This window comes from Dyella sp. RRB7 (genome assembly GCF_022761115.1).
In the GTDB taxonomy this organism is placed as follows: Bacteria; Pseudomonadota; Gammaproteobacteria; order Xanthomonadales; family Rhodanobacteraceae; genus Dyella.
Window position 1 is genome coordinate 370335 of sequence record NZ_JAKWJS010000003.1, and the last position, 17318, is coordinate 387652.

At 65.8% G+C, this 17318-nt stretch carries 19 protein-coding genes; 7 read left to right on the forward strand and 12 right to left on the reverse strand.

The window, feature by feature from the left end; translation table 11 throughout:
* Nucleotides 1-33: 33 nt before the first annotated feature.
* Both MJ606_RS10680 and MJ606_RS10685 read right to left on the reverse strand, forming a co-directional pair.
* Complete coding sequence (locus MJ606_RS10680; protein WP_243049492.1) at nucleotides 34-435, reverse strand: hypothetical protein; 402 nt, start codon at nucleotides 433-435, stop codon at nucleotides 34-36.
* A 131-nt stretch (nucleotides 436-566) separates the two neighbouring features.
* Nucleotides 567-1169 (reverse strand): rhomboid family intramembrane serine protease, encoded by a 603-nt coding sequence (locus MJ606_RS10685; protein ID WP_243049493.1) that lies wholly within the window; start codon nucleotides 1167-1169, stop codon nucleotides 567-569.
* A 164-nt stretch (nucleotides 1170-1333) separates the two neighbouring features.
* On the opposite strand from MJ606_RS10685, the gene MJ606_RS10690 reads away from it, so the two are divergent.
* Entirely contained in the window at nucleotides 1334-2215 is an 882-nt protein-coding gene (locus MJ606_RS10690; protein WP_243049494.1) for a PhzF family phenazine biosynthesis protein, read from the forward strand.
* On the forward strand, nucleotides 2212-2679 hold the full coding sequence (locus tag MJ606_RS10695; protein WP_243049495.1) for a YaiI/YqxD family protein: 468 nt from the start codon (nucleotides 2212-2214) through the stop codon (nucleotides 2677-2679). Before MJ606_RS10690 ends, MJ606_RS10695 begins: the two co-directional genes overlap by 4 nt.
* Here the strand turns inward: MJ606_RS10695 and MJ606_RS10700 are convergent.
* Together MJ606_RS10700 and MJ606_RS10705 are read right to left on the reverse strand one after the other, a co-directional pair.
* Entirely contained in the window at nucleotides 2676-3563 is an 888-nt protein-coding gene (locus MJ606_RS10700) for an NAD(P)-dependent oxidoreductase (protein ID WP_243049496.1), read from the reverse strand. The two genes, MJ606_RS10695 and MJ606_RS10700, sit on opposite strands and share 4 nt — an antisense overlap.
* 75 nt (nucleotides 3564-3638) lie before the next feature.
* Nucleotides 3639-4817, reverse strand: coding sequence for an NAD(P)/FAD-dependent oxidoreductase (locus MJ606_RS10705; RefSeq protein WP_243049497.1), 1179 nt, complete (start codon nucleotides 4815-4817; stop codon nucleotides 3639-3641).
* A 109-nt stretch (nucleotides 4818-4926) separates the two neighbouring features.
* Here MJ606_RS10705 and MJ606_RS10710 point away from each other — a divergent pair, with 109 nt between their 5' ends.
* On the forward strand, nucleotides 4927-5409 hold the full coding sequence (locus tag MJ606_RS10710) for a YajQ family cyclic di-GMP-binding protein (protein ID WP_243049498.1): 483 nt from the start codon (nucleotides 4927-4929) through the stop codon (nucleotides 5407-5409).
* 42 nt (nucleotides 5410-5451) lie between these two features.
* Here MJ606_RS10710 and MJ606_RS10715 read toward each other — a convergent pair whose 3' ends face one another.
* From MJ606_RS10715 to MJ606_RS10725, 3 genes are all read right to left on the reverse strand, one after another.
* Entirely contained in the window at nucleotides 5452-6150 is a 699-nt protein-coding gene (locus MJ606_RS10715) for a DUF1345 domain-containing protein (RefSeq protein ID WP_243049499.1), read from the reverse strand.
* A 104-nt stretch (nucleotides 6151-6254) separates the two neighbouring features.
* A complete protein-coding gene (locus MJ606_RS10720) occupies nucleotides 6255-6530 on the reverse strand; it encodes a GNAT family N-acetyltransferase (RefSeq protein WP_243049500.1) in 276 nt (91 codons plus the stop codon).
* A gap of 207 nt (nucleotides 6531-6737) precedes the next feature.
* Complete coding sequence (locus MJ606_RS10725) at nucleotides 6738-7823, reverse strand: 3-deoxy-7-phosphoheptulonate synthase (RefSeq protein WP_243049501.1); 1086 nt, start codon at nucleotides 7821-7823, stop codon at nucleotides 6738-6740.
* Between the two features lie 246 nt (nucleotides 7824-8069).
* Between MJ606_RS10725 and MJ606_RS10730 the strand changes: the two genes are divergently transcribed.
* The 3 genes from MJ606_RS10730 (at nucleotide 8070) to MJ606_RS10740 (ending at nucleotide 12032) form a co-directional block, all read left to right on the forward strand.
* On the forward strand, nucleotides 8070-8993 hold the full coding sequence (locus MJ606_RS10730) for an oxygenase MpaB family protein (protein WP_243049502.1): 924 nt from the start codon (nucleotides 8070-8072) through the stop codon (nucleotides 8991-8993).
* Nucleotides 8994-9170: 177 nt separating this feature from the next.
* On the forward strand, nucleotides 9171-11000 hold the full coding sequence (locus tag MJ606_RS10735) for a 3'-5' exonuclease (RefSeq protein WP_243049503.1): 1830 nt from the start codon (nucleotides 9171-9173) through the stop codon (nucleotides 10998-11000).
* Between the two features lie 198 nt (nucleotides 11001-11198).
* Complete coding sequence (locus MJ606_RS10740) at nucleotides 11199-12032, forward strand: SH3 domain-containing protein (protein ID WP_243049504.1); 834 nt, start codon at nucleotides 11199-11201, stop codon at nucleotides 12030-12032.
* A 63-nt stretch (nucleotides 12033-12095) separates the two neighbouring features.
* On the opposite strand, the gene MJ606_RS10745 is transcribed toward MJ606_RS10740, so the two are convergent.
* Nucleotides 12096-12551, reverse strand: a complete 456-nt coding sequence (locus MJ606_RS10745) for a hypothetical protein (RefSeq protein ID WP_243049505.1) — start codon at nucleotides 12549-12551, stop codon at nucleotides 12096-12098.
* Between the two features lie 15 nt (nucleotides 12552-12566).
* Nucleotides 12567-14126, reverse strand: coding sequence for a YdiU family protein (locus MJ606_RS10750; RefSeq protein WP_243049506.1), 1560 nt, complete (start codon nucleotides 14124-14126; stop codon nucleotides 12567-12569).
* Between the two features lie 235 nt (nucleotides 14127-14361).
* On the opposite strand from MJ606_RS10750, the gene MJ606_RS10755 reads away from it, so the two are divergent.
* On the forward strand, nucleotides 14362-14559 hold the full coding sequence (locus tag MJ606_RS10755) for a hypothetical protein (RefSeq protein WP_243049507.1): 198 nt from the start codon (nucleotides 14362-14364) through the stop codon (nucleotides 14557-14559).
* Between the two features lie 22 nt (nucleotides 14560-14581).
* On the opposite strand, the gene MJ606_RS10760 is transcribed toward MJ606_RS10755, so the two are convergent.
* The 3 genes from MJ606_RS10760 to MJ606_RS10770 form a co-directional block, all read right to left on the reverse strand.
* Nucleotides 14582-15295: a 16S rRNA pseudouridine(516) synthase gene (locus MJ606_RS10760; protein WP_243049508.1), complete on the reverse strand. Its 714-nt coding sequence runs from the start codon at nucleotides 15293-15295 to the stop codon at nucleotides 14582-14584.
* Nucleotides 15292-16359, reverse strand: coding sequence for a methyltransferase (locus tag MJ606_RS10765; protein WP_243049509.1), 1068 nt, complete (start codon nucleotides 16357-16359; stop codon nucleotides 15292-15294). The genes MJ606_RS10760 and MJ606_RS10765 overlap by 4 nt, the downstream gene beginning before the upstream one ends.
* 65 nt (nucleotides 16360-16424) lie before the next feature.
* Nucleotides 16425-17303 (reverse strand): pseudouridine synthase, encoded by an 879-nt coding sequence (locus MJ606_RS10770; RefSeq protein WP_243049510.1) that lies wholly within the window; start codon nucleotides 17301-17303, stop codon nucleotides 16425-16427.
* Nucleotides 17304-17318 lie beyond the last annotated feature (15 nt).

Sequence of the window (17318 nt, forward strand, 5' to 3'; positions counted from 1 at the left end):
TGAACAACCTCATGCCGCGATTGTGCCCTGACTTCAGTGGCCGTAGCTGCCGTGGCCGCCCGATCCACCATGGCCACCACCCCATCCACCGCGCCCACCGCCCGATGGGTGACCGCGTCCGCCACCCCAATAGCCGCCGCGACCGCCACGGTAATAACGGGAGCCGCCGCCATACCAGATGCCACCGATACCGACGCTCACGGCCGGCCCGTAGCAGCAGCCGTAATAGCCATAGCCGCCGTAGTACCCAGGATAGTAGTAAGGGGAAGCGTAGTAGCCGCTGTTGTCGTAGACCACGCCGTTGCCGTAGTAGGCATCCCCGCCTGCGGTGGTGGTGGCCACGGGGCGTACATAGCTGTAGTCGGGATAGTAATAACAGCCGGACAAGGTGGCAGTGGCGAGCACCACGGCGAGGCCGGCGAGCGTGCGTTTCATGACCGTGACCTCTAGGGAGGATGATCCCACACTAGACCTAAACCGTTGAGGGCGCACTGAACGCAACCGACATACCCGAAAGGTGTTTACCCGCCAGCCATCTGGCCGACAGGTACGCCGCTTCCCGCGATTCAGAACCGGGGTTGCGCCAGTTCCCCAAGGAAGTGCGACAACACCTCGGGCCGCACCAGCAAGGTGAACGCCACGCCGAATGCGGCTCCCCACAGATGGGCGCTGTGGTTGACGTTGCCCTGACCGCGTCGATCCATATAGACCGAATAACCCACGTAGAGCACGGCATAGATGATGGCCGGCATGGGCAGCACGAACACGATGATGCGCGACCACGGCGCCAGCAGGATGTAGGAGAACAGCACCGCCGACACCGCGCCGGACGCACCCAAGCTGCGGTAGTTCGGATTGTTGCGGTTGTTCAGGTAGGTGGGCAGGATCGATACCACCAGCGCCGCGATATAGAACAACGCGAAACCCAGCGTGCCCAGGCGGGCGGTATAGAAACTTTCCATCACGCGGCCAAAGAAGAACAGCGTGATCATGTTGAACAACAGATGGTTGAAGTCGGCGTGGATCAGCCCGTAGGTCACCAGCCGGTGGTACTCGCGGCTACGCGTGATGGCCGGCGGCCACAGGATCAGGTCGTTCATCAGGCGGGCGTTATTGAACGCCATGAACGAAACGACACAGGTGATGGCGATGATGACCAGGGTGATCATGCGGTAATCCAGACAGGCCAGCGGGCGGCGACAAAGATCCCCATCTTGGCGGCGAGCGGCGCGCTTGTCGACACCGTTTGGGGCCACAGAGCGCCCATCGGCGAGTAATCCGCACTATCATTCGCGACTTTCGCGCGTTTCCCCCACGCCTGCAGACTACCCCCATGTCGATCCGTTACCTGCATCTGGACGTCTTTGCCGCCACGCCTGGCGGCGGCAATCACCTGGGCGTCGTCACCGACGCCACCGGCTGGAGCGATGCCCGCATGCAAGCCTTTGCCCGCTGGACCAACCTGGTCGAAACCACCTTCCTGCTGCCGCCGACCCAAGCCGGGGCCAGCTATCGCGTGCGCATCTTCACGCCACACAAGGAAATTGCCTTCGCCGGCCATCCCACCATCGGCAGTGCGCACGCGGTGCTGCTCTGCGGACTGGCCACGCCAGCCGAAGGCGTGCTGTGGCAGGAATGCGGCGCCGGCGTGCTGCCGATCCGCATCGAGGGTGAAGGCCAGGCGCGCCAGCTGCTGCTGAAGTCGCCCCATGCCACCGTGGAAAAGACCGGCCGCGACGCCCATCCGCTATTGCATGACGCCCTGGCCGGCATCGAGCTGGGCACGCTGCCGCCCGCCTACGTGGCCGGCGGTCGCCACTGGTGGCTGGCCGAGTGCGCGGACGAAGCGAGCCTGCGCCAGTGGCAGCCCGACCACGCCGCCATCGGCGCGCTGGCCCATGCCACCGACAGCCTGGGCCTGTGCGTGTTTGCACGCAGCGCGCATGCCGACTACCAACTGGCGGTGCGTGCCTTCCCGGCTGGCGTCGGCCTGGTGGAAGATCCGGCCTCCGGCGCCGCGAATGGCCTGATCGCCGCCTACGTCGCCCACGCCGAGCCCCATGGCCCGTTAGCCCGCGGCTACACCGTCAGCCAGGGACGCGAGATCGGCCACGACGCCAGCCTCACCGTGCGCATCGATGGCGATACCGTGTGGATTGGTGGACACACCAACACCATCATCGACGGCACGCTGCACTGGAACGGCGCAGCGTGAACCCCGCAGCGCAAATCTGGGTGGACGCCGATGCGTGTCCGGTGGCGATCAAGGAAGTCTTGTTCCGCGCCGCCGAACGCGAGCAGGTGCAGGTGACCCTGGTCGCCAACCAGTGGCTGCGCACGCCAGCATCGCGCTTCGTCCGTGCCATCCAGGTGCCGGGCGGGTTCGATGTGGCGGACAACGAAATCGTGCAGCGCGTCGCCGCGGATGACCTGGTGGTGACCCAGGACATCCCGCTCGCCGCCCTGGTGATCGAAAAAGGCGCGCTGGCGATGCATCCGCGCGGCGAGCTGTACACCGCCGACACCATCGCCCAGCGCTTAGGAATGCGCAACTTCATGGACGAACTGCGTGGCGCCGGTGTCGACACCGGCGGTCCCGCCGCCTTCCATGCGCGGGACAAGCAGGCGTTTGCCAACCAGTTGGATCGCTGGCTGACGCGGCGGCGGCAGGCACGCTAGAGCTTGCGCTCATCCAGGTGCGCGCGACGCGCTGCCACCTGCGCCAGGATCGACCAGTCGACGTTTTCATCGCCGGCCGATAGCGCCTCCAGCAGGCTGTCGCGCAACAATCCCGCCAGCGGCAACGGCACCCGCGTGGCATCGGCCGCGGCCAGCGCCAGGCCAATATCCTTGTAGCCTAGCGGCAACGCAAAGCCGGCCGGCGTGTAGCGCTGCTCGGCGATCATGTTGCTGTAGGACTGATAGGCCGGCGCGGTAAACAACGTGTTGGTCATCACCTCCAGGAAGACGGCCGCGCTGATGCCATGCGCGCGCGTCAAGGCGGAGGCCTCGGCCATGCTCTCGATGGCGGCGCCCAGCATGAAGTTGCCGGCGATCTTCACCACGTTGGCCCGCTCCGGCGACTCGCCCAGGGGCCAGATGCGGCTGCTCATGGCCTCCAGCAGCGGACGCACGCGCTCGATCACCGACGCCTTGCCGGCGGCGAGGATATTGAGCTTGCCTGCGGCGGCGACATCGGGGCGGCCAAAAACCGGCGCCGATACGTAGTCGAGACCGCGCCTGGCGTGCTCATCCACCAGTTCCTTGGCCAGCGCCACCGAGATGGTGGCGTGATTGACGTGCACCGTGCCCTTGTCCATGCCATCGAGCAGGCCGCCGACCAACATCACGTCGCGCACGGCCTGGTCGTTGGCGAGCATGCTGAACAGCACGTCGCCCTGGGCCGCCCGGTCGGCGCTTTTCACCACCTTGGCGCCCAGCGATGCCAATGGCTCGGTCGCGCCCGGCGAACGGTTCCACACGGTCACCTCGTGACCTGCCTTGATCAGGTTGCTCGCCATGGCACTCCCCATGGAGCCCAGACCGATAAAGCCGACTTTCATACGACCATCCTCCGCTCGACCTAACCTATCCAGTGGATCACGCCACACGTTCAACCCGTGCGAAATCGGCCTGCTTCAGGCCACTTCGCCCGCCGCCTGCCCCGACGCCCAGGCCCACTGGAAGTTGTAGCCGCCCAGCCAGCCGGTGACATCGACCACTTCGCCGATAAAGAACAGGCCCGGCACCCGCTTCGACTGCAGGGTGGATGAGGAAAGGCCGTCGGTATCGATTCCGCCGAGCGTGACCTCGGCCGTGCGATAGCCTTCCGTACCGCTCGCCACGATCGGCCAGTCGTGCAACTGCGCGCCGATATTCGCCAGCTCGGCCTCGCGGTACTGCCGCATGGGGCGGCTTTCGAACCATAGCTCGCACAACCGTTGCGCCAGCCGCTTGGGCAGCGCATCGGCCAGCACGCTCTTCAGCTCGGCTGCCGGCCGCGCGGCGCGCTGGGTGGTGAGCCACGCGGCGGCATCCATGTCGGGCAACAGGTCGATGCGCAGGTCATCGCCCGGCTGCCAGTACGACGATATCTGCAGGATCGATGGCCCGCTGATGCCGCGATGGGTAAACAGCATGCCCGCGCGAAAACCGCGCTTGCCCACCCGCGCCTCGACCGCCGGCAGCGCCACGCCGGCGAGATCCTGATAGTGCTCCTGGTGCTTGCCGCTCAGGGTCAGCGGCACCAGCCCGGCTCGCGTGGGCAATACGGCGTGGCCGAACTGCCGCGCAAGCTCGTAGCCAAAACCGGTGGCGCCCATGCTGGGAATCGATAGCCCACCGCTGGCCACCACCAACGACTGCGCATGCACTTCGCCGCGTGCGGTGAATACACTGAAACCCTCGCCGGTATGACGCACGCGCTGGACGCCGCAACTGGTCTCGATACGCACGCCAGCCTGGCTGCATTCGTCCAGCAGCATGCGCACGATCAGTTTGGAAGATTCATCGCAGAACAGCTGGCCAAGCTCTTTCTCGTGGTAGGCGATACGGTGCTTTTCCACCAGCGCGATGAAATCGGACGGCGTATAACGGGCCAGCGCCGACTTGGCGAAATGCGGGTTGGCCGAGAGATAGTTCGCCGGCGTGACCCCGAGATTGGTGAAATTGCAGCGGCCGCCGCCGGACATCAGGATCTTCTTGCCCACCTTGTTGGCATGATCGACCACCAGCACGCTGCGCCCGCGCTGTCCCGCCGCGATGGCGCACATCAGCCCAGCCGCGCCGGCACCGATGATGAGTACATCCACTTTCACGCGCGCACCGCCATCATGTTGTTTTCCTTACGCACAAGCCGCGCATTATCCGCCAGCCGGCGCCGCTTGGCTTAAACTCCACTTCTTCACTCCGTACCGGACCGCCACCATGCCCTCTTTTGACGTGATTTCCGAAGTCGACAAGCACGAGCTGACCAATGCCGTGGACCAGGCCAATCGCGAGCTGACCAGCCGCTTCGACTTCAAGGGCTCGGACGCGAAGTTCGAACTGGACAAGTTCGAGATCACCCAGAGCGCCCCCAGCGAATTCCAGCTGCAGCAGATGCTGGACATCCTGCGTGGCCGGCTCACCTCGCGGAAGATCGACATCCGCGCCCTGGACGTGTCCGACCCGGAAACCAACCTGGGCGGCGCGCGCCAGAAGATCACCGTCAAGCAGGGCATCGAACAGCCGGTGGCCAAGAAACTGGTTGCCGCGCTGAAGGAAGCCAAGCTCAAGGTCGAGGCGCAGATCAATGGCGACAAGCTGCGCGTCACCGGCAAGAAGCGCGACGACCTGCAACTGGCCATGGCCGTGCTGCGCAAGGCCGACGTGGAGCTGCCGCTGCAGTTCGACAATTTCCGGGATTGAGTGACGCTCGATGCCCTCCCCCTGTTCACCGGGGAGGCATGCTCAGCCTGCCAGCCCGGCCGCGATATTCACGCTGATCGCGATGATGAACACGTTGAAGAAGAACGCGATCACACTGTGCAGCAACGCCACGCGGCGCAGGTAGCGACTGGTGATTTGCACGTCGGAAACCTGGAAGGTCATGCCGATCACGATGGCGAAATAGGCGAAATCCCAATAGTCCGGCTGGGGCGTGTCGGGAAACTGCAGGCCTTCGTGCTGCTTGCCGAAATCGCCGTAATAGCCGTGCGCGTAATGCATGGCGAACATGGTGTTCATGAACAGCCATGACAGCACGATGCTGGCCGCCGCGATGATCAGCGCCTGTGCACCACCGCCGCGCGCCGCCCCCATCTCGGTGGTCAGCGCCAACGACACCACGCCGGTCAAGCCCAGGCTGCTCCACAGCACGCCCCAGCGACCGGTGTCCTGCTTGCGTGCCTCGCTGCGCATCAGTGCCGGCGTGTTGGTCCGATTGAACAGGAATGCCAGCGCCAGGAGATAGATCAGCGCGGCCAGGTCGAAGCCGAGCAGCAGCGCGGTGGCCGGCTTCAGGTGCAGCCCATGCCACAACCCCAGCCCGACAGCGACAAAAATCAGCGCGGCCACCACCAGGCGCGGCCTGGTTCGCAGGCTGCGCAGCAAGCCGCCGCGCCGGCCCTTGGCGGATTGCTGCGCGGACTTTCCGGCCGGGCCACTCATGCACGCGCCTTGGCGGCAGGCGAACAACACATCTTCACGATCAAGGCGAACCCTCCCAAGACCCGACATCGGGCATGGCGCATCTTAATCGGTAGTGGGCACGCCTAGACGTGCAGGTCCGCGTACTCGGGATGGCGCGTCATCCAGATCTCGGAGTACGAACAGGCCGGGTCGACCTTCCAGTGCTCGGCACGCGCCTTGTCCAGCGCCGTGCGCACCAGGTTGGCAGCGATGCCACGCCCACCGACGGCCGATGGCACGATGGTGTGGGTGATCGTCATGACACCATCGGCGAGCGTGTAATCGAGCACACAGGGCACGCCATCGACCTTGACTTCGAAGCGGTGCGTCGTGGGGTTGTGACTGATCTCGGCAGACATGAAGCACTCCGGCAGGAGAGCGGGCGGCGCAAGAGTAGAACACTCCGCGGCGAACCCCACGTGAAGGCGACGCGGCCCGGCTTTCGCATTTCATGCATGGCGACTTGTGCAGACTCCGGCGAATTTCCGTGAGCGCGGCTTTGTAGCCTCTGGTAAGGCCAGCAGCCTGCCCGGCGCCAAGCAGGCAGTGAAGCCTGCAGCAGCGATTCAACCCCCTGCCACCACGCGCGACCCGCGACCCGCAACACGGCGCTCACGCACGGCCTCAGCGAGGCGATCGAGCACGTCGACCGAGGTGTCCCAGTCGATGCAGCCATCGGTGATGCTCTGCCCATAGCGCAGAGGCTGGCCCGGCAGCAGATCCTGTCGACCGCCGCAAAGGTGGCTTTCCACCATGACGCCAACGATACGCTGCTCGCCTGCGGCAAGCTGGCCGGCAATATCGTCCAGTACCCGCGGTTGGTTTTCCGGCTGCTTGCCGCTATTGGCGTGACTGGCGTCGATCATCACCCGTCCATCGAGGCCCGCAGCGGTGATGGCTGCGCAGGCCGCATCCACGCTGGCCGCGTCGTAGTTGGGCGCCTTGCCGCCACGCAGGATCACATGGCAATCCTCATTGCCCGTGGTCGCGGCGATGGCCGTCTGGCCGTCCTTGGTTACGGCCATGAAATGATGTGGTTGCGATGCCGCCTGCACGGCGTCGACGGCGATCTTCACATTGCCATCGGTGCCGTTCTTGAAACCCACCGGACACGACAGCCCCGACGCCAGCTCGCGATGCACCTGGCTTTCCGTAGTGCGCGCGCCGATCGCGCCCCAGGCCACCAGGTCGGCGATGTACTGCGGGGTGATCATATCCAGGAACTCGCATCCCGCCGGCACGCCCAGGTCGTTGATGTCACGCAGCAGGCCGCGTGCGGTGCGCAAGCCCTTGTCGATGTGGAAGCTGCCGTCCAGGTCCGGATCGTTGATCAGCCCTTTCCAGCCCACGGTGGTGCGCGGCTTCTCGAAGTACACCCGCATCACGATCTCCAGTTCCGCCGCGTGGCGCTTGCGCTGCGCGGAGAGTCGCCGCGCATATTCGAGCGCCGCTGCCGCATCATGGATCGAGCAAGGGCCGATCACCACCGCGAGGCGATCGTCTGCACCGCTGAGGATGCGATGCAGCGCCAGGCGCGAGGCCGCCACGGTGTTGGCGGCGTGGCCCGAGGGCATGCAGTCGCGCATGACTTCGGCGGGCGTGCTGAGTCGGGTGAGGGCGCGAATGCGCAGGTCGTCGGTGGGCTGGTGCATGGGGACTCCGGGTGATGGGGCTTCACTGGAGGCCATGAAAAAGGCCGCCAGTGGTGGCTGGCGGCCTGTTTGGGAATGGTGTCTTGCCGTTACGACAATCGCGACCAACCCTCCGCCAGCGGCATCGGATAGCCGTAAAACCAAAAATACTGGCGGGTGGCGAGAGTGGTCATGGCGTGTAGAGATAACACAGCTTTTTTGACCATGCAAAGGATGCATTTGAAACCAAGCGATACACTTGGCCGCATGCCTTCTCCCTGGAACCTGCTTGTCCTGCCTGCCCGCGAACCCATTCGCCGCTGGGTGCTGAGCGCCTTTCCACGCGGCGGTGGTGGCCATGTGGATTACGACCACCCGGCAGGTGATCCCGGCCTGTTCGGTCCCCATAGCGCCACCTGGCGCGTGCACGCGGACTTCCCCGGCATGCTCGCGGGCGGCCTTGCCGCGCTGATGCTGCAGACCCTGCACCCGCTCGCTCTCGCCGGCGTATGGGACCACTCCAACTTCCGCGATGACCTGATCGGCCGCCTGCGCCGCACGACGTCGTTCGTCAGCGGCACCACCTATGCACCGAACGACCAGGCGCAGGCCCTGATCGAGCGCGTGAAAACCATCCATGCGCAGGTGCGCGGCAACACCGGGGATGGGCGCCCCTACAGCGCCGATGATCCACACCTGCTGACCTGGGTGCATGTCACCGAGGCCTATAGTTTTCTGCAGGGCTATCGCCGCTACAGTCACATCCGCCTGCCCGCCGGTGCCGCGGATCGCTATTACGATGAAGTGCGGCGCGTGGCCGAGGCCTTGGGCGCACGCGAGGTGCCCGCCTCGGAGGCCGAGGTGAATGCCTATTTTCGGCAGGTTCGCGCTGAACTGCAGTTCAGCGAACGCTCGCGGGTGGTGCTCGAGGTGCTCTCGCGCGTGCGCCTGCCGGTGCCGGTGGCCGGCTTGTCGCGCGATGTGTTCCTGCAGGCGGGCGCCGCGTTGCTGCCGCCCTGGGCCGAAACGCTGCTGGGCCGCTCGCCGTTGCAGCGGGCGCAGGCGCGGCTGGCGGCTCGCGCACTGTGGTCGGTGGCCCCGGTGTTCCGGCTGGCGTTGCACGACGGCATTGCGAGCCGCGCCTGCGCACGAGTGGGCGTGGCTCCGGAGTTGTTGCAGGACTGGGGTTAGTGCGGTCGCGCACAGGGTGCGCTCCTGCAAAAGGCCGGCGGTGGATGGCTGCCGGCCCTTTACTCCTGGCATGGCCAGATTGACACCCCACGCCGATCGGCTAACGTCGCCGGATCGGAACATCAGGGGGCCAGGTTGGCGACGCTTATTCCATCCAGAAACAGCTGCCTGTCGCGCATGACCGGGGGCGAGAAGCGCCTGTCCGAGCGGCTCGAACAGAAGCTCGAGGACGACTACCTGCTGTGGTACGACGTGCCGATCGGCCCGAAACAGCGCCGCCCCGATTTCATCGTGTTCCACCCGCGCCGTGGCCTGCTGGTGCTGGAAGTGAAGGACTGGAAGCCCGGCACCATCCAGCAGGCCGACCGCACCCTGTTCACCCTGCTCACCGGCAGCAGCAGCGTGAAGGAGCACAACCCCCTGATGCAGGCGCGCGACTGCGCCAGTGAAATCTACAAGGAGCTGCAGCGCGATCCGGCGCTGCGCTATCCGCCCGGCCATCGCTACGAGGGCAAGCTGCTGATGCCCTGGGCCTATGGCGTGGTGCTGGCCAATATCAGCCGCAAGCAGTTCGAGGCGGGCCAGCTCGATGCGGTGATACCCGCTCACCTGGTGATCTGCCAGGACGAGATGTACGAATCGGTGGAGCCGGAAGCACTGCAGGAACGGCTGTGGGCGATGTTCCCGCAGGTGTTTCCCACCGCGCTGACGCTGCCGCAGATCGATCGCGTGCGCTGGCACCTGTTCCCGGAGATTCGCGTGGAACCCGGCGAGGGGCAGTTCGGCCTGTTCGCGGCAGGCGAGCGCGGCAACGCGACCAAGGTGGAGATTCCCGACCTGATCAAGGTGATGGATGCGCAGCAGGAATCGCTGGCGCGCTCGCTGGGTGACGAGCACCGCATCATTCACGGCGTGGCCGGCTCGGGCAAGACGATGATCCTGGGCTTTCGCGCCATGCAGCTGGCGCGTGCGCTGAGCAAGCCCATCCTGGTGCTCTGCTACAACAAGACGCTGGCGGCACGCCTCGACCAGCTGATGGGCGAGCGCGGCCTCAGCGACAAGGTGCAGGTGTACAACTTCCACAAGTGGTGCCGCAGCATGCTCACGGCCTACCACGTGCCGCTGCCGGAGGATGGCCCGCACTACGCCAAGGAACTGCCGCCGGCGGTGATTGCCGGCGTGGACAGCGGCCAGATTCCGCGTTTTCAGTACGGCGCGGTGCTGATCGACGAGGGCCACGATTTCGAGCCGGACTGGTACAAGCTGATCGTGCAGATGATCGATCCCAACACCAACTCGCTGCTGGTGTTGTACGACGATGCGCAGAACATCTACGGCCAGGCCAACCGCAAGAAGCTAAGCTGGAAAAGCCTGGGCGTGCAGGCGCAGGGCCGCACCACCATCCTCAAGCTCAACTATCGCAACACGCTGGAGATCCTCTCCGTGGCGCGCGGCTTCGCCAACGAGCTGCTGCGCGAACGCAGCGAGGAGGACGATGGCGTGCCGCTGATCGCGCCCGAAAGCGCGGGCCGGCGCGGCGCCCTGCCCGAGTTGATCCGCGTGGAACGCATGGAGGACCAGTTGCCGGCGATCATGCAGCGCCTGCGCGACGAGCAGGCCAGCGGCCGGCGCCTGTCCGACATGGCGGTGATCTTCCGCAATGGCTGGGAGGGCGAAAAACTGCACGAAGCCCTGCAGCGTGCCGGCATTCCCAGCCGGCTGGCCGAGGGCAACGGCAAGAGCTCGCTGTTCGTGGTCGAGGACACGGTGAAGCTGGTCACCATGCACTCCAGCAAGGGCCTGGAATTTCCGCTGGTGATCATTCCCGGCCTCGGCTCGCTGCCCAAGCCGGGCAAGGACGAAGTCGAAGAAGCGCGCCTGCTGTATGTGGCGATGACGCGCGCCACCGAGCGGCTGGTGCTGATCCACCATGAGGATTCGATCTTCAGCCAGCGCATCCGCAACGCCATCAACGAGGTGCAGGGGCAGCTGGCGGCCATTGCCTGACATTGGCCGCGGCGCAAGAACGCCGTACACCATTTCCACGAACTGGTGCGCGGCGCCTACCGTCACCTGCTCGCCAATGCGTAATGCCGGCCCTGGCTACGGAACGAATGCCATTCGCACATTCCACCTGCGCGAGCCGTTGACGATGCCTTAGCACTGGGCGCAGTCTGATCAGGCACATCTGCAGGAGATGTATCGATGAAGCGATTCTTGGGGTCTGTCCTGCTTGCGCTAGGCGTGGCGTTGCCCACCTTCGCCCAGGGCCTGAACGGTGTCGTGACGTCCTACGTCGACCTGTACGCCGGACCGGACGTGGGCTACCCGCCCATTGCGCAGCTGCCGGCCGGCACCAGCGTGGCCATCCAGGGCTGTACGCAAGGCTGGGCCTGGTGCGACGTGATCACCCTGGGCATGCGGGGTTGGGTCGCCGGCACCTTTGTGCAATACACCTACCAGAACCAGCCGGTGTACGTGGCGGACTATGGCGCGCGCATCGGCATTCCCATCGTCGCCTTCTCCATTGGCCTGTACTGGGACAGCTACTACCGAAACCGGCCGTTCTATCGCAATCGCGATTACTGGTACGGTCGCCCCTATACGCCGCGACCGCCGCCGCGACCGCCGGGTTACCGGCCAGGTTATCGACCGCCCCCGCCAGGTTACCGACCACCGGGCAATGGCCATCGGCCACCGCCCGGCCAGGGACGCCCTCCCGGCAGCCGACCGCCGCCGAACCAGGGCCACCGCCCGCCCAACCAGGGTGGCAACCGGCCATCCCAACCGGGTAACCGGCCGCCCGGCCAGGGTAACAACCGCCCGCCTGGCCAGGGCAATCGACCGCCAGGCCAAGGCAACAACCGCCCGTCCCAACCAGGCAACCGACCGCCCGGCCAGGGAAACAACCGCCCGCCCAACCAGGGCGGCAACCGGCCTCCAAACGGCGGGCAGCGACCGCCGGGCCAGGGTGGCCATTCGCGTCCGGCGCCGCAGCAACGCCCCGCCCAGGAAAACAACGGCGGCGACCGTCGCTGACGTGCGGCTATCTGAAAGCCGGCTCCCTATCCATGTGGCGACAGGGAGCCGGCCCTTGGGTCTTCAGGGCCACCATCCGCGCCCACTCAATGCATAACGGTCCGCCGCACGCTCGAAGGGATTACGTACGCTGACCCCGCCGCAAAGCAGGTAGACCGGCAGGAACAGCGGGCCCAGCAACATGTACTGGTAGACGTGCGCCCGCTCGTGATCGGCCAGCACGATGGCGTCGTCCACGCGCAGCCCGGCGCGGTGCGCATAGGTGAGGCAAGGCGTCGCCAGCTCGTCCCCGGTGTAGATGATGACGTTGCCCAGCGTAAGCGCGCCGCCGCTGCCCCAAGGCCAACGCCGGAACACCAGCGCCCGCTCGCGTGCCCGCCAGTGCGGACGGGCGCCCAGCGACATACCCGCTATGCCGAGCAGCAGCCCAAGCACGCTGTTGGGCAGCGTCCACAACATGCCCAACCCCATCACGGTGGCCAACGCCATGCGTCCGGTTGCGACACGACGGGTAGGCATGCTGCGTATCCGCATCTACGAACTGCAGGAAAGCATGGAACAGCCCGCCTTCTGACGGGCCCAGTCCGGACGCTTTTGCGCGTACCGCTCGTTGCCGGGCTGCTCATCGTAAGGATGGCGCATCACCTCGAGCAGTTCGTGGACACCCGCGTAATCGCCCTGCATCGCACGATCGATGGCTTGCTGTGCCAGATAGTTGCGCAGCACATAGCGCGGATTGGCGGCATGCATGCGTGCACGCCGCTGACCCGGGGATAGCGGATCGCTGGCCACGCGCGCGGCATAACGCAGCAGCCAGTCATGGAAGGCGGGTTCGAAGGCCTCCCGCTTCGCCTCGTCATAGAACGCCGCGTTGAACGGCAGCAGCGAGGGCTGCTTCAGGTCGACCTCACTGAGCGCGCGGAAGAACAGTGTCATGTCCACTTCCGCGTCGGTCAGCAGTGCATGCAGCGATTGCATCAGCGCCACGTCATCATCGCCGCACTCGGCAAGGCCGAGCTTGGCCGCCACGGAAACCCGGTCGGCGGCCGCATACCTGGCGGCATAGCGATCGAGTCCCGCCTGCAGTGGCTCGACGCCGGCGAACAATGGCGCCAGCGCCATCGCCAGCCGGCTCAGGTTCCACCACGCCACGTTCGGCTGCTGGCCGAAACGATAGCGTCGGCGCCCCGCGTCAGTGGTATTGGGCGTCCATTCCGGATCAAAGTTGTCGATCCACCCATAAGGGCCATAGTCGATGGTGAGGCCAAGGATGGACATGTTGTCGGTGTTCATCACGCCATGCACGAAACCCACGCGCATCCACTGCGCCACCATCACCGCGGTGCGCTCGCAGACCTGGCCAAACCATTCGGCGTAGAGCGATTCGCCGCTGCCCTGCAGCTCCGGAAAATCCCGTGCGATGGTGAAATCGACCAGTTGCCTGAGCAGCGCGAGATCACCGCGCGCCGCCGGCAATTCGAAATTGCCGAAGCGGATGAACGACGGCGCCACCCGGCAGACGATGGCGCCGGGCTCCTCCTGCGGGTGGCCGTCGTAGAACATGTCGCGCACGACGGCATCACCGGTGACCACCAGGCTCAAGGCCCGCGTGGTCGGTACGCCGAGGTGGTGCATCGCTTCGCTGCACAGGAATTCACGGATGGATGAGCGCAGCACCGCGCGTCCATCCGCGCCGCGCGAATAAGGCGTGCGGCCGGCGCCCTTGAGCTGCAGCTCCCAACGCCTGCCATCGGCACCGATCGCCTCGCCCAGGGAAATGGCGCGGCCGTCGCCGAGCTGATCCGCCCATACGCCGAACTGATGCCCGCCGTAATTGGCCGCGTAGGGCTGCATGCCCTCCAGCAGGGCGTTGCCGCCGAATACCTGGGCAAACTCGGCGCTGCTGATGTCCGCCTCATCCAGCCCCAGCGTCTGCGCCATCTCGCGCGACCATGCGACGACGCGCGGCGCCGCCACCGGCGTGGGCGCCACCGGGGAATACAGCGCGCCCAGCACCTGTCGCGGCCCGGTGCCCCACCCGGGGTCGCCGGGCAGTTCGCGGACGAAAGCATTGTCGAAACGTAGCTGCTGCATGCGAATGGGATCTCCACGGCTGGCGGAGCCGGCTGGGTACATCTGGTGGTGACGCAAGGTGACACAAGGCACCGCCATGAATGACGCTGCAACCCCTTGTTCAGCTTTGTGAAAAAGATGATCAGCTTGCCGGAAACTTACGCCGGAATTCAGTGACCATTGGCATTTGTGTATAGCCCGTGAACCTGTTTAAAGTCGCCCGAGCGGCTGCACAGGGGCAGCCGGGAGACCCTACATGCACATGCTTCTTGCCCGTTCCGCCATTGAGCGCGGAATGCAGCTGGTAGCAGGGATGCTCACCCCACGGGATACGCAGGACGCTCCCGACAACCACGCCGATCACAGCGGTTTCCAGCTGGTGACTTGGCAACCCGGCGCGCATTCGCGACGGGAGGATGAACTCGCGCGTCGCCGCGAACACCCGTTCGGCTGAGTCCCACGCAACCTCCTGCGCCTCAACGCGGCGCAGGACCGGCGAAGATCTGCGCCACCTCCTCCGCTTGCAAGGCACGCCACTGGCCGGGCGCAAGATCTCCCAGCACCAGGCCGCCGACCGAAATGCGCGTGAGTGTCTCCACGTGGTTGCCCACTGCGGCGAACATGCGGCGCACCTGGTGGTAGCGTCCTTCGGTCAGGGTCAAGCGGGCCTGGCGCGGTCCCAGCACCTCCAATGCGGCGGGTTCCAGCGGCTCCTTCTCCGCTTCGAGCATCATCGTGCCGCTGGCGAACAGCTCGCCTTCGTCGCCGCGCAGATCCTGCGCGAGCGTGGCTTCGTACACCTTGGCCACCTGCGCACGCGGGGAAATGATCCGGTGCAACAGCGCGCCGTCATCGGTAAACAGCAGCAGCCCCGAGGTATCGCGATCGAGCCGGCCTACGGTGGAAAGCGCCGGATCGCGCAGGCGATAGCGCGGCGGCAACAGGTCATACACCACGCGCCCCTGGTCCTTGCGCGAGCAGGTGGCACCCAAGGGCTTGTTCATCATCAACGCCAATCCGGCCGGCGGATCGAGCGGCTCGTCATCGATGCGGATGTGCTCGTGCGGCACCTTGTCGTCGGCGTAGAGCACCTCCCCATCCGGGTCGGTGATGCGGCCTTCGCGGAACATCATCGTCACGTCCTTGCGGCTGCCGTAGCCGAGGTTGGCGATCAGCTTGACCAGCTTCATGCGCGCACTCCACCTGCTTCGATCACCTTGAAACCATCCTGCATGACCACGTTGCGTACCTCGTTGAATCGTGCGGCCAGCGTGGCCTCATAAGGCAGATGGCGATTGGCCACCAGCCAGAAGCGCCCATGCGGAAGCAACGCATCGGCGGCGCTATCGATAAAGGCGCGCCCCAGTTCGGGCAGGTCGGCGCGCCCCTGGTGGAAGGGCGGATTGCTGATGATGGCGTCATACCGTTGCGGCAGGCCCTGCGTGACATCGTGCCAGTGCAGCGAAAACGCCACCGGCCTGCCGCAGTCGCGCTGGGCCTGTTCCAGGTTCATGCGCGCAGGCTCCAGCGCGCGGGCCTCGGCTTCGTAAAGATCGACCGCGGTGACACCGGCACAGCGCGCCAGCAGCTGCGAAGAAAGATAGCCATAGCCCGCCCCAAGATCGGCCACGCGTCCGGTGAGGTCGCTCGGCAGTTGCCCGGCCAGCAGGGCCGACGCCGTGTCGATGCGATCCCACGCAAACAGGCCCGGCCGACTCATGTAACCGGCCACATTGCGCCGTGGCGCATCGAGCGCCAGCCATTCGTCGAGCAGGGCGAGATCCACGCCATCCCCCAATGGCTGGGTCCAGAACACCCGGCATTTGTGCTTGGACAGCTGACGCAGTGATCCTGCCACGCGCGCCAGATCCGCTTCGCCGGACTTGGCGCCCTCTGCATTGGGCAGGGCCGCCAGTACCACGCCACCCGGCATGGCACGCTTTACCGCCTGCGCGAACAGCGCACGCGCCTCGTCACGCTGACGCGGCGGCAGCACCAATACCAGCGGATAACGATCCTCCGCACTCAACGGTGCAAGCCGCAGCCCGCTGCGTTCAAGCGCATTGGCGAAAGGCTTGAAGCTTTGCTGGCAAACCCAGCCAGGCCGCGCCATTTCGCGCAGGCGAAACCCATCGCGCGCGCGCAGGAACAATGCGCGCCCATCCGCAGGCAGACTCAGCTGGCCCGTGTCGAAAGGTACGAAGAGAGCCTCCAGCGCTGCGTCGGAAGCAGCGGCGGGTAACACGGCAGCCATCACGCCAGGGCATCCGTTTCATCAGGGAAAGGCGCATTTTACCCGCCATCTCGCGGAAAACGCCTTCAATCCGGCGCCAGCAGTTCGCGCTCGCTGCGGAAATGACGCATCTTGCCGCTGAGCGGATCGATGAAGCTCAGCGCCTGCGCCAGCAACTGCAAGGGATGCGCATGATCATCGGCCGCCTGCTCGGCCAGCGCCGGGTAAAACGGGTCGTGCAGGATCGGCGCGCCCAGCCCCGCCATATGCACGCGCAGCTGGTGCTTGCGACCGGTGACCGGGCGCAGCACATAGCGCCAGTACTTCCCTGCCCGCTCCAGCACGTCGATATGCGTTTCACTGTTGGCCGGCCCAGCCACTTCCTGCATCCGGAAAAACGGCTCGCCGGCGACGATGCGCGAGCGCCGGACATGCGGGACGTCCAGCGCCGGCAACGCCAAGCCCCAGGCCTGGTAGGTCTTGTCGATCAAGCGCTCGCGAAACAGCGCCTGGTAGGCGGACCGGCTGGCCGGATTGGCGGAAAACAGCACCAGTCCCGCCGTATGGCGATCGATGCGATGCAACGGCACCAGTTCGGGGTTGTCCAGCGTACGAACCAGCCGCGCCAGCACCGTCTCCTGCACGAAACCACCCGCCGGCGTCACCGGAAGAAAGTGCGGCTTGTCGACGACAACCAGGTGATGGTCGACATGCAGCAGCGTCTCACGGAACGGGATGGGCGCCTCGTCGACCACCTCGCGGAAATAACGCACGCACAGGCCTACCCGATAGGGCGCATCCACCGCCAGCGGCTGGCCGGCCTCGTCCTGTACCCGGCCGCGTGCGAACCGGTCCAGCCAGCGTGCGCGGTCGATCTGCGGAAACTGCGCGCACAGCCCATCGAGCACCGAGGCCCATGGGCCGGGCGGCAGTTGCAGGGTACTGGCGGCAATGGGGCTGGGCATGCGCGGATCCATGAT

Coding starts and splice junctions, on each gene's coding strand:
- MJ606_RS10715 (WP_243049499.1), bottom strand. CDS start 6,150: ATGAGTGGCCCGGCCGGAAAGTCCGCGCAGCAATCCGCCAAGGGCCGG.
- MJ606_RS10720 (WP_243049500.1), bottom strand. CDS start 6,530: ATGTCTGCCGAGATCAGTCACAACCCCACGACGCACCGCTTCGAAGTC.
- MJ606_RS10755 (WP_243049507.1), top strand. CDS start 14,362: ATGCACATGCTTCTTGCCCGTTCCGCCATTGAGCGCGGAATGCAGCTG.
- MJ606_RS10760 (WP_243049508.1), bottom strand. CDS start 15,295: ATGAAGCTGGTCAAGCTGATCGCCAACCTCGGCTACGGCAGCCGCAAG.
- MJ606_RS10725 (WP_243049501.1), bottom strand. CDS start 7,823: ATGCACCAGCCCACCGACGACCTGCGCATTCGCGCCCTCACCCGACTC.
- MJ606_RS10730 (WP_243049502.1), top strand. CDS start 8,070: ATGCCTTCTCCCTGGAACCTGCTTGTCCTGCCTGCCCGCGAACCCATT.
- MJ606_RS10740 (WP_243049504.1), top strand. CDS start 11,199: ATGAAGCGATTCTTGGGGTCTGTCCTGCTTGCGCTAGGCGTGGCGTTG.
- MJ606_RS10765 (WP_243049509.1), bottom strand. CDS start 16,359: ATGGCTGCCGTGTTACCCGCCGCTGCTTCCGACGCAGCGCTGGAGGCT.
- MJ606_RS10710 (WP_243049498.1), top strand. CDS start 4,927: ATGCCCTCTTTTGACGTGATTTCCGAAGTCGACAAGCACGAGCTGACC.
- MJ606_RS10690 (WP_243049494.1), top strand. CDS start 1,334: ATGTCGATCCGTTACCTGCATCTGGACGTCTTTGCCGCCACGCCTGGC.
- MJ606_RS10700 (WP_243049496.1), bottom strand. CDS start 3,563: ATGAAAGTCGGCTTTATCGGTCTGGGCTCCATGGGGAGTGCCATGGCG.
- MJ606_RS10750 (WP_243049506.1), bottom strand. CDS start 14,126: ATGCAGCAGCTACGTTTCGACAATGCTTTCGTCCGCGAACTGCCCGGC.
- MJ606_RS10745 (WP_243049505.1), bottom strand. CDS start 12,551: ATGCCTACCCGTCGTGTCGCAACCGGACGCATGGCGTTGGCCACCGTG.
- MJ606_RS10735 (WP_243049503.1), top strand. CDS start 9,171: ATGACCGGGGGCGAGAAGCGCCTGTCCGAGCGGCTCGAACAGAAGCTC.
- MJ606_RS10770 (WP_243049510.1), bottom strand. CDS start 17,303: ATGCCCAGCCCCATTGCCGCCAGTACCCTGCAACTGCCGCCCGGCCCA.
- MJ606_RS10680 (WP_243049492.1), bottom strand. CDS start 435: ATGAAACGCACGCTCGCCGGCCTCGCCGTGGTGCTCGCCACTGCCACC.
- MJ606_RS10685 (WP_243049493.1), bottom strand. CDS start 1,169: ATGATCACCCTGGTCATCATCGCCATCACCTGTGTCGTTTCGTTCATG.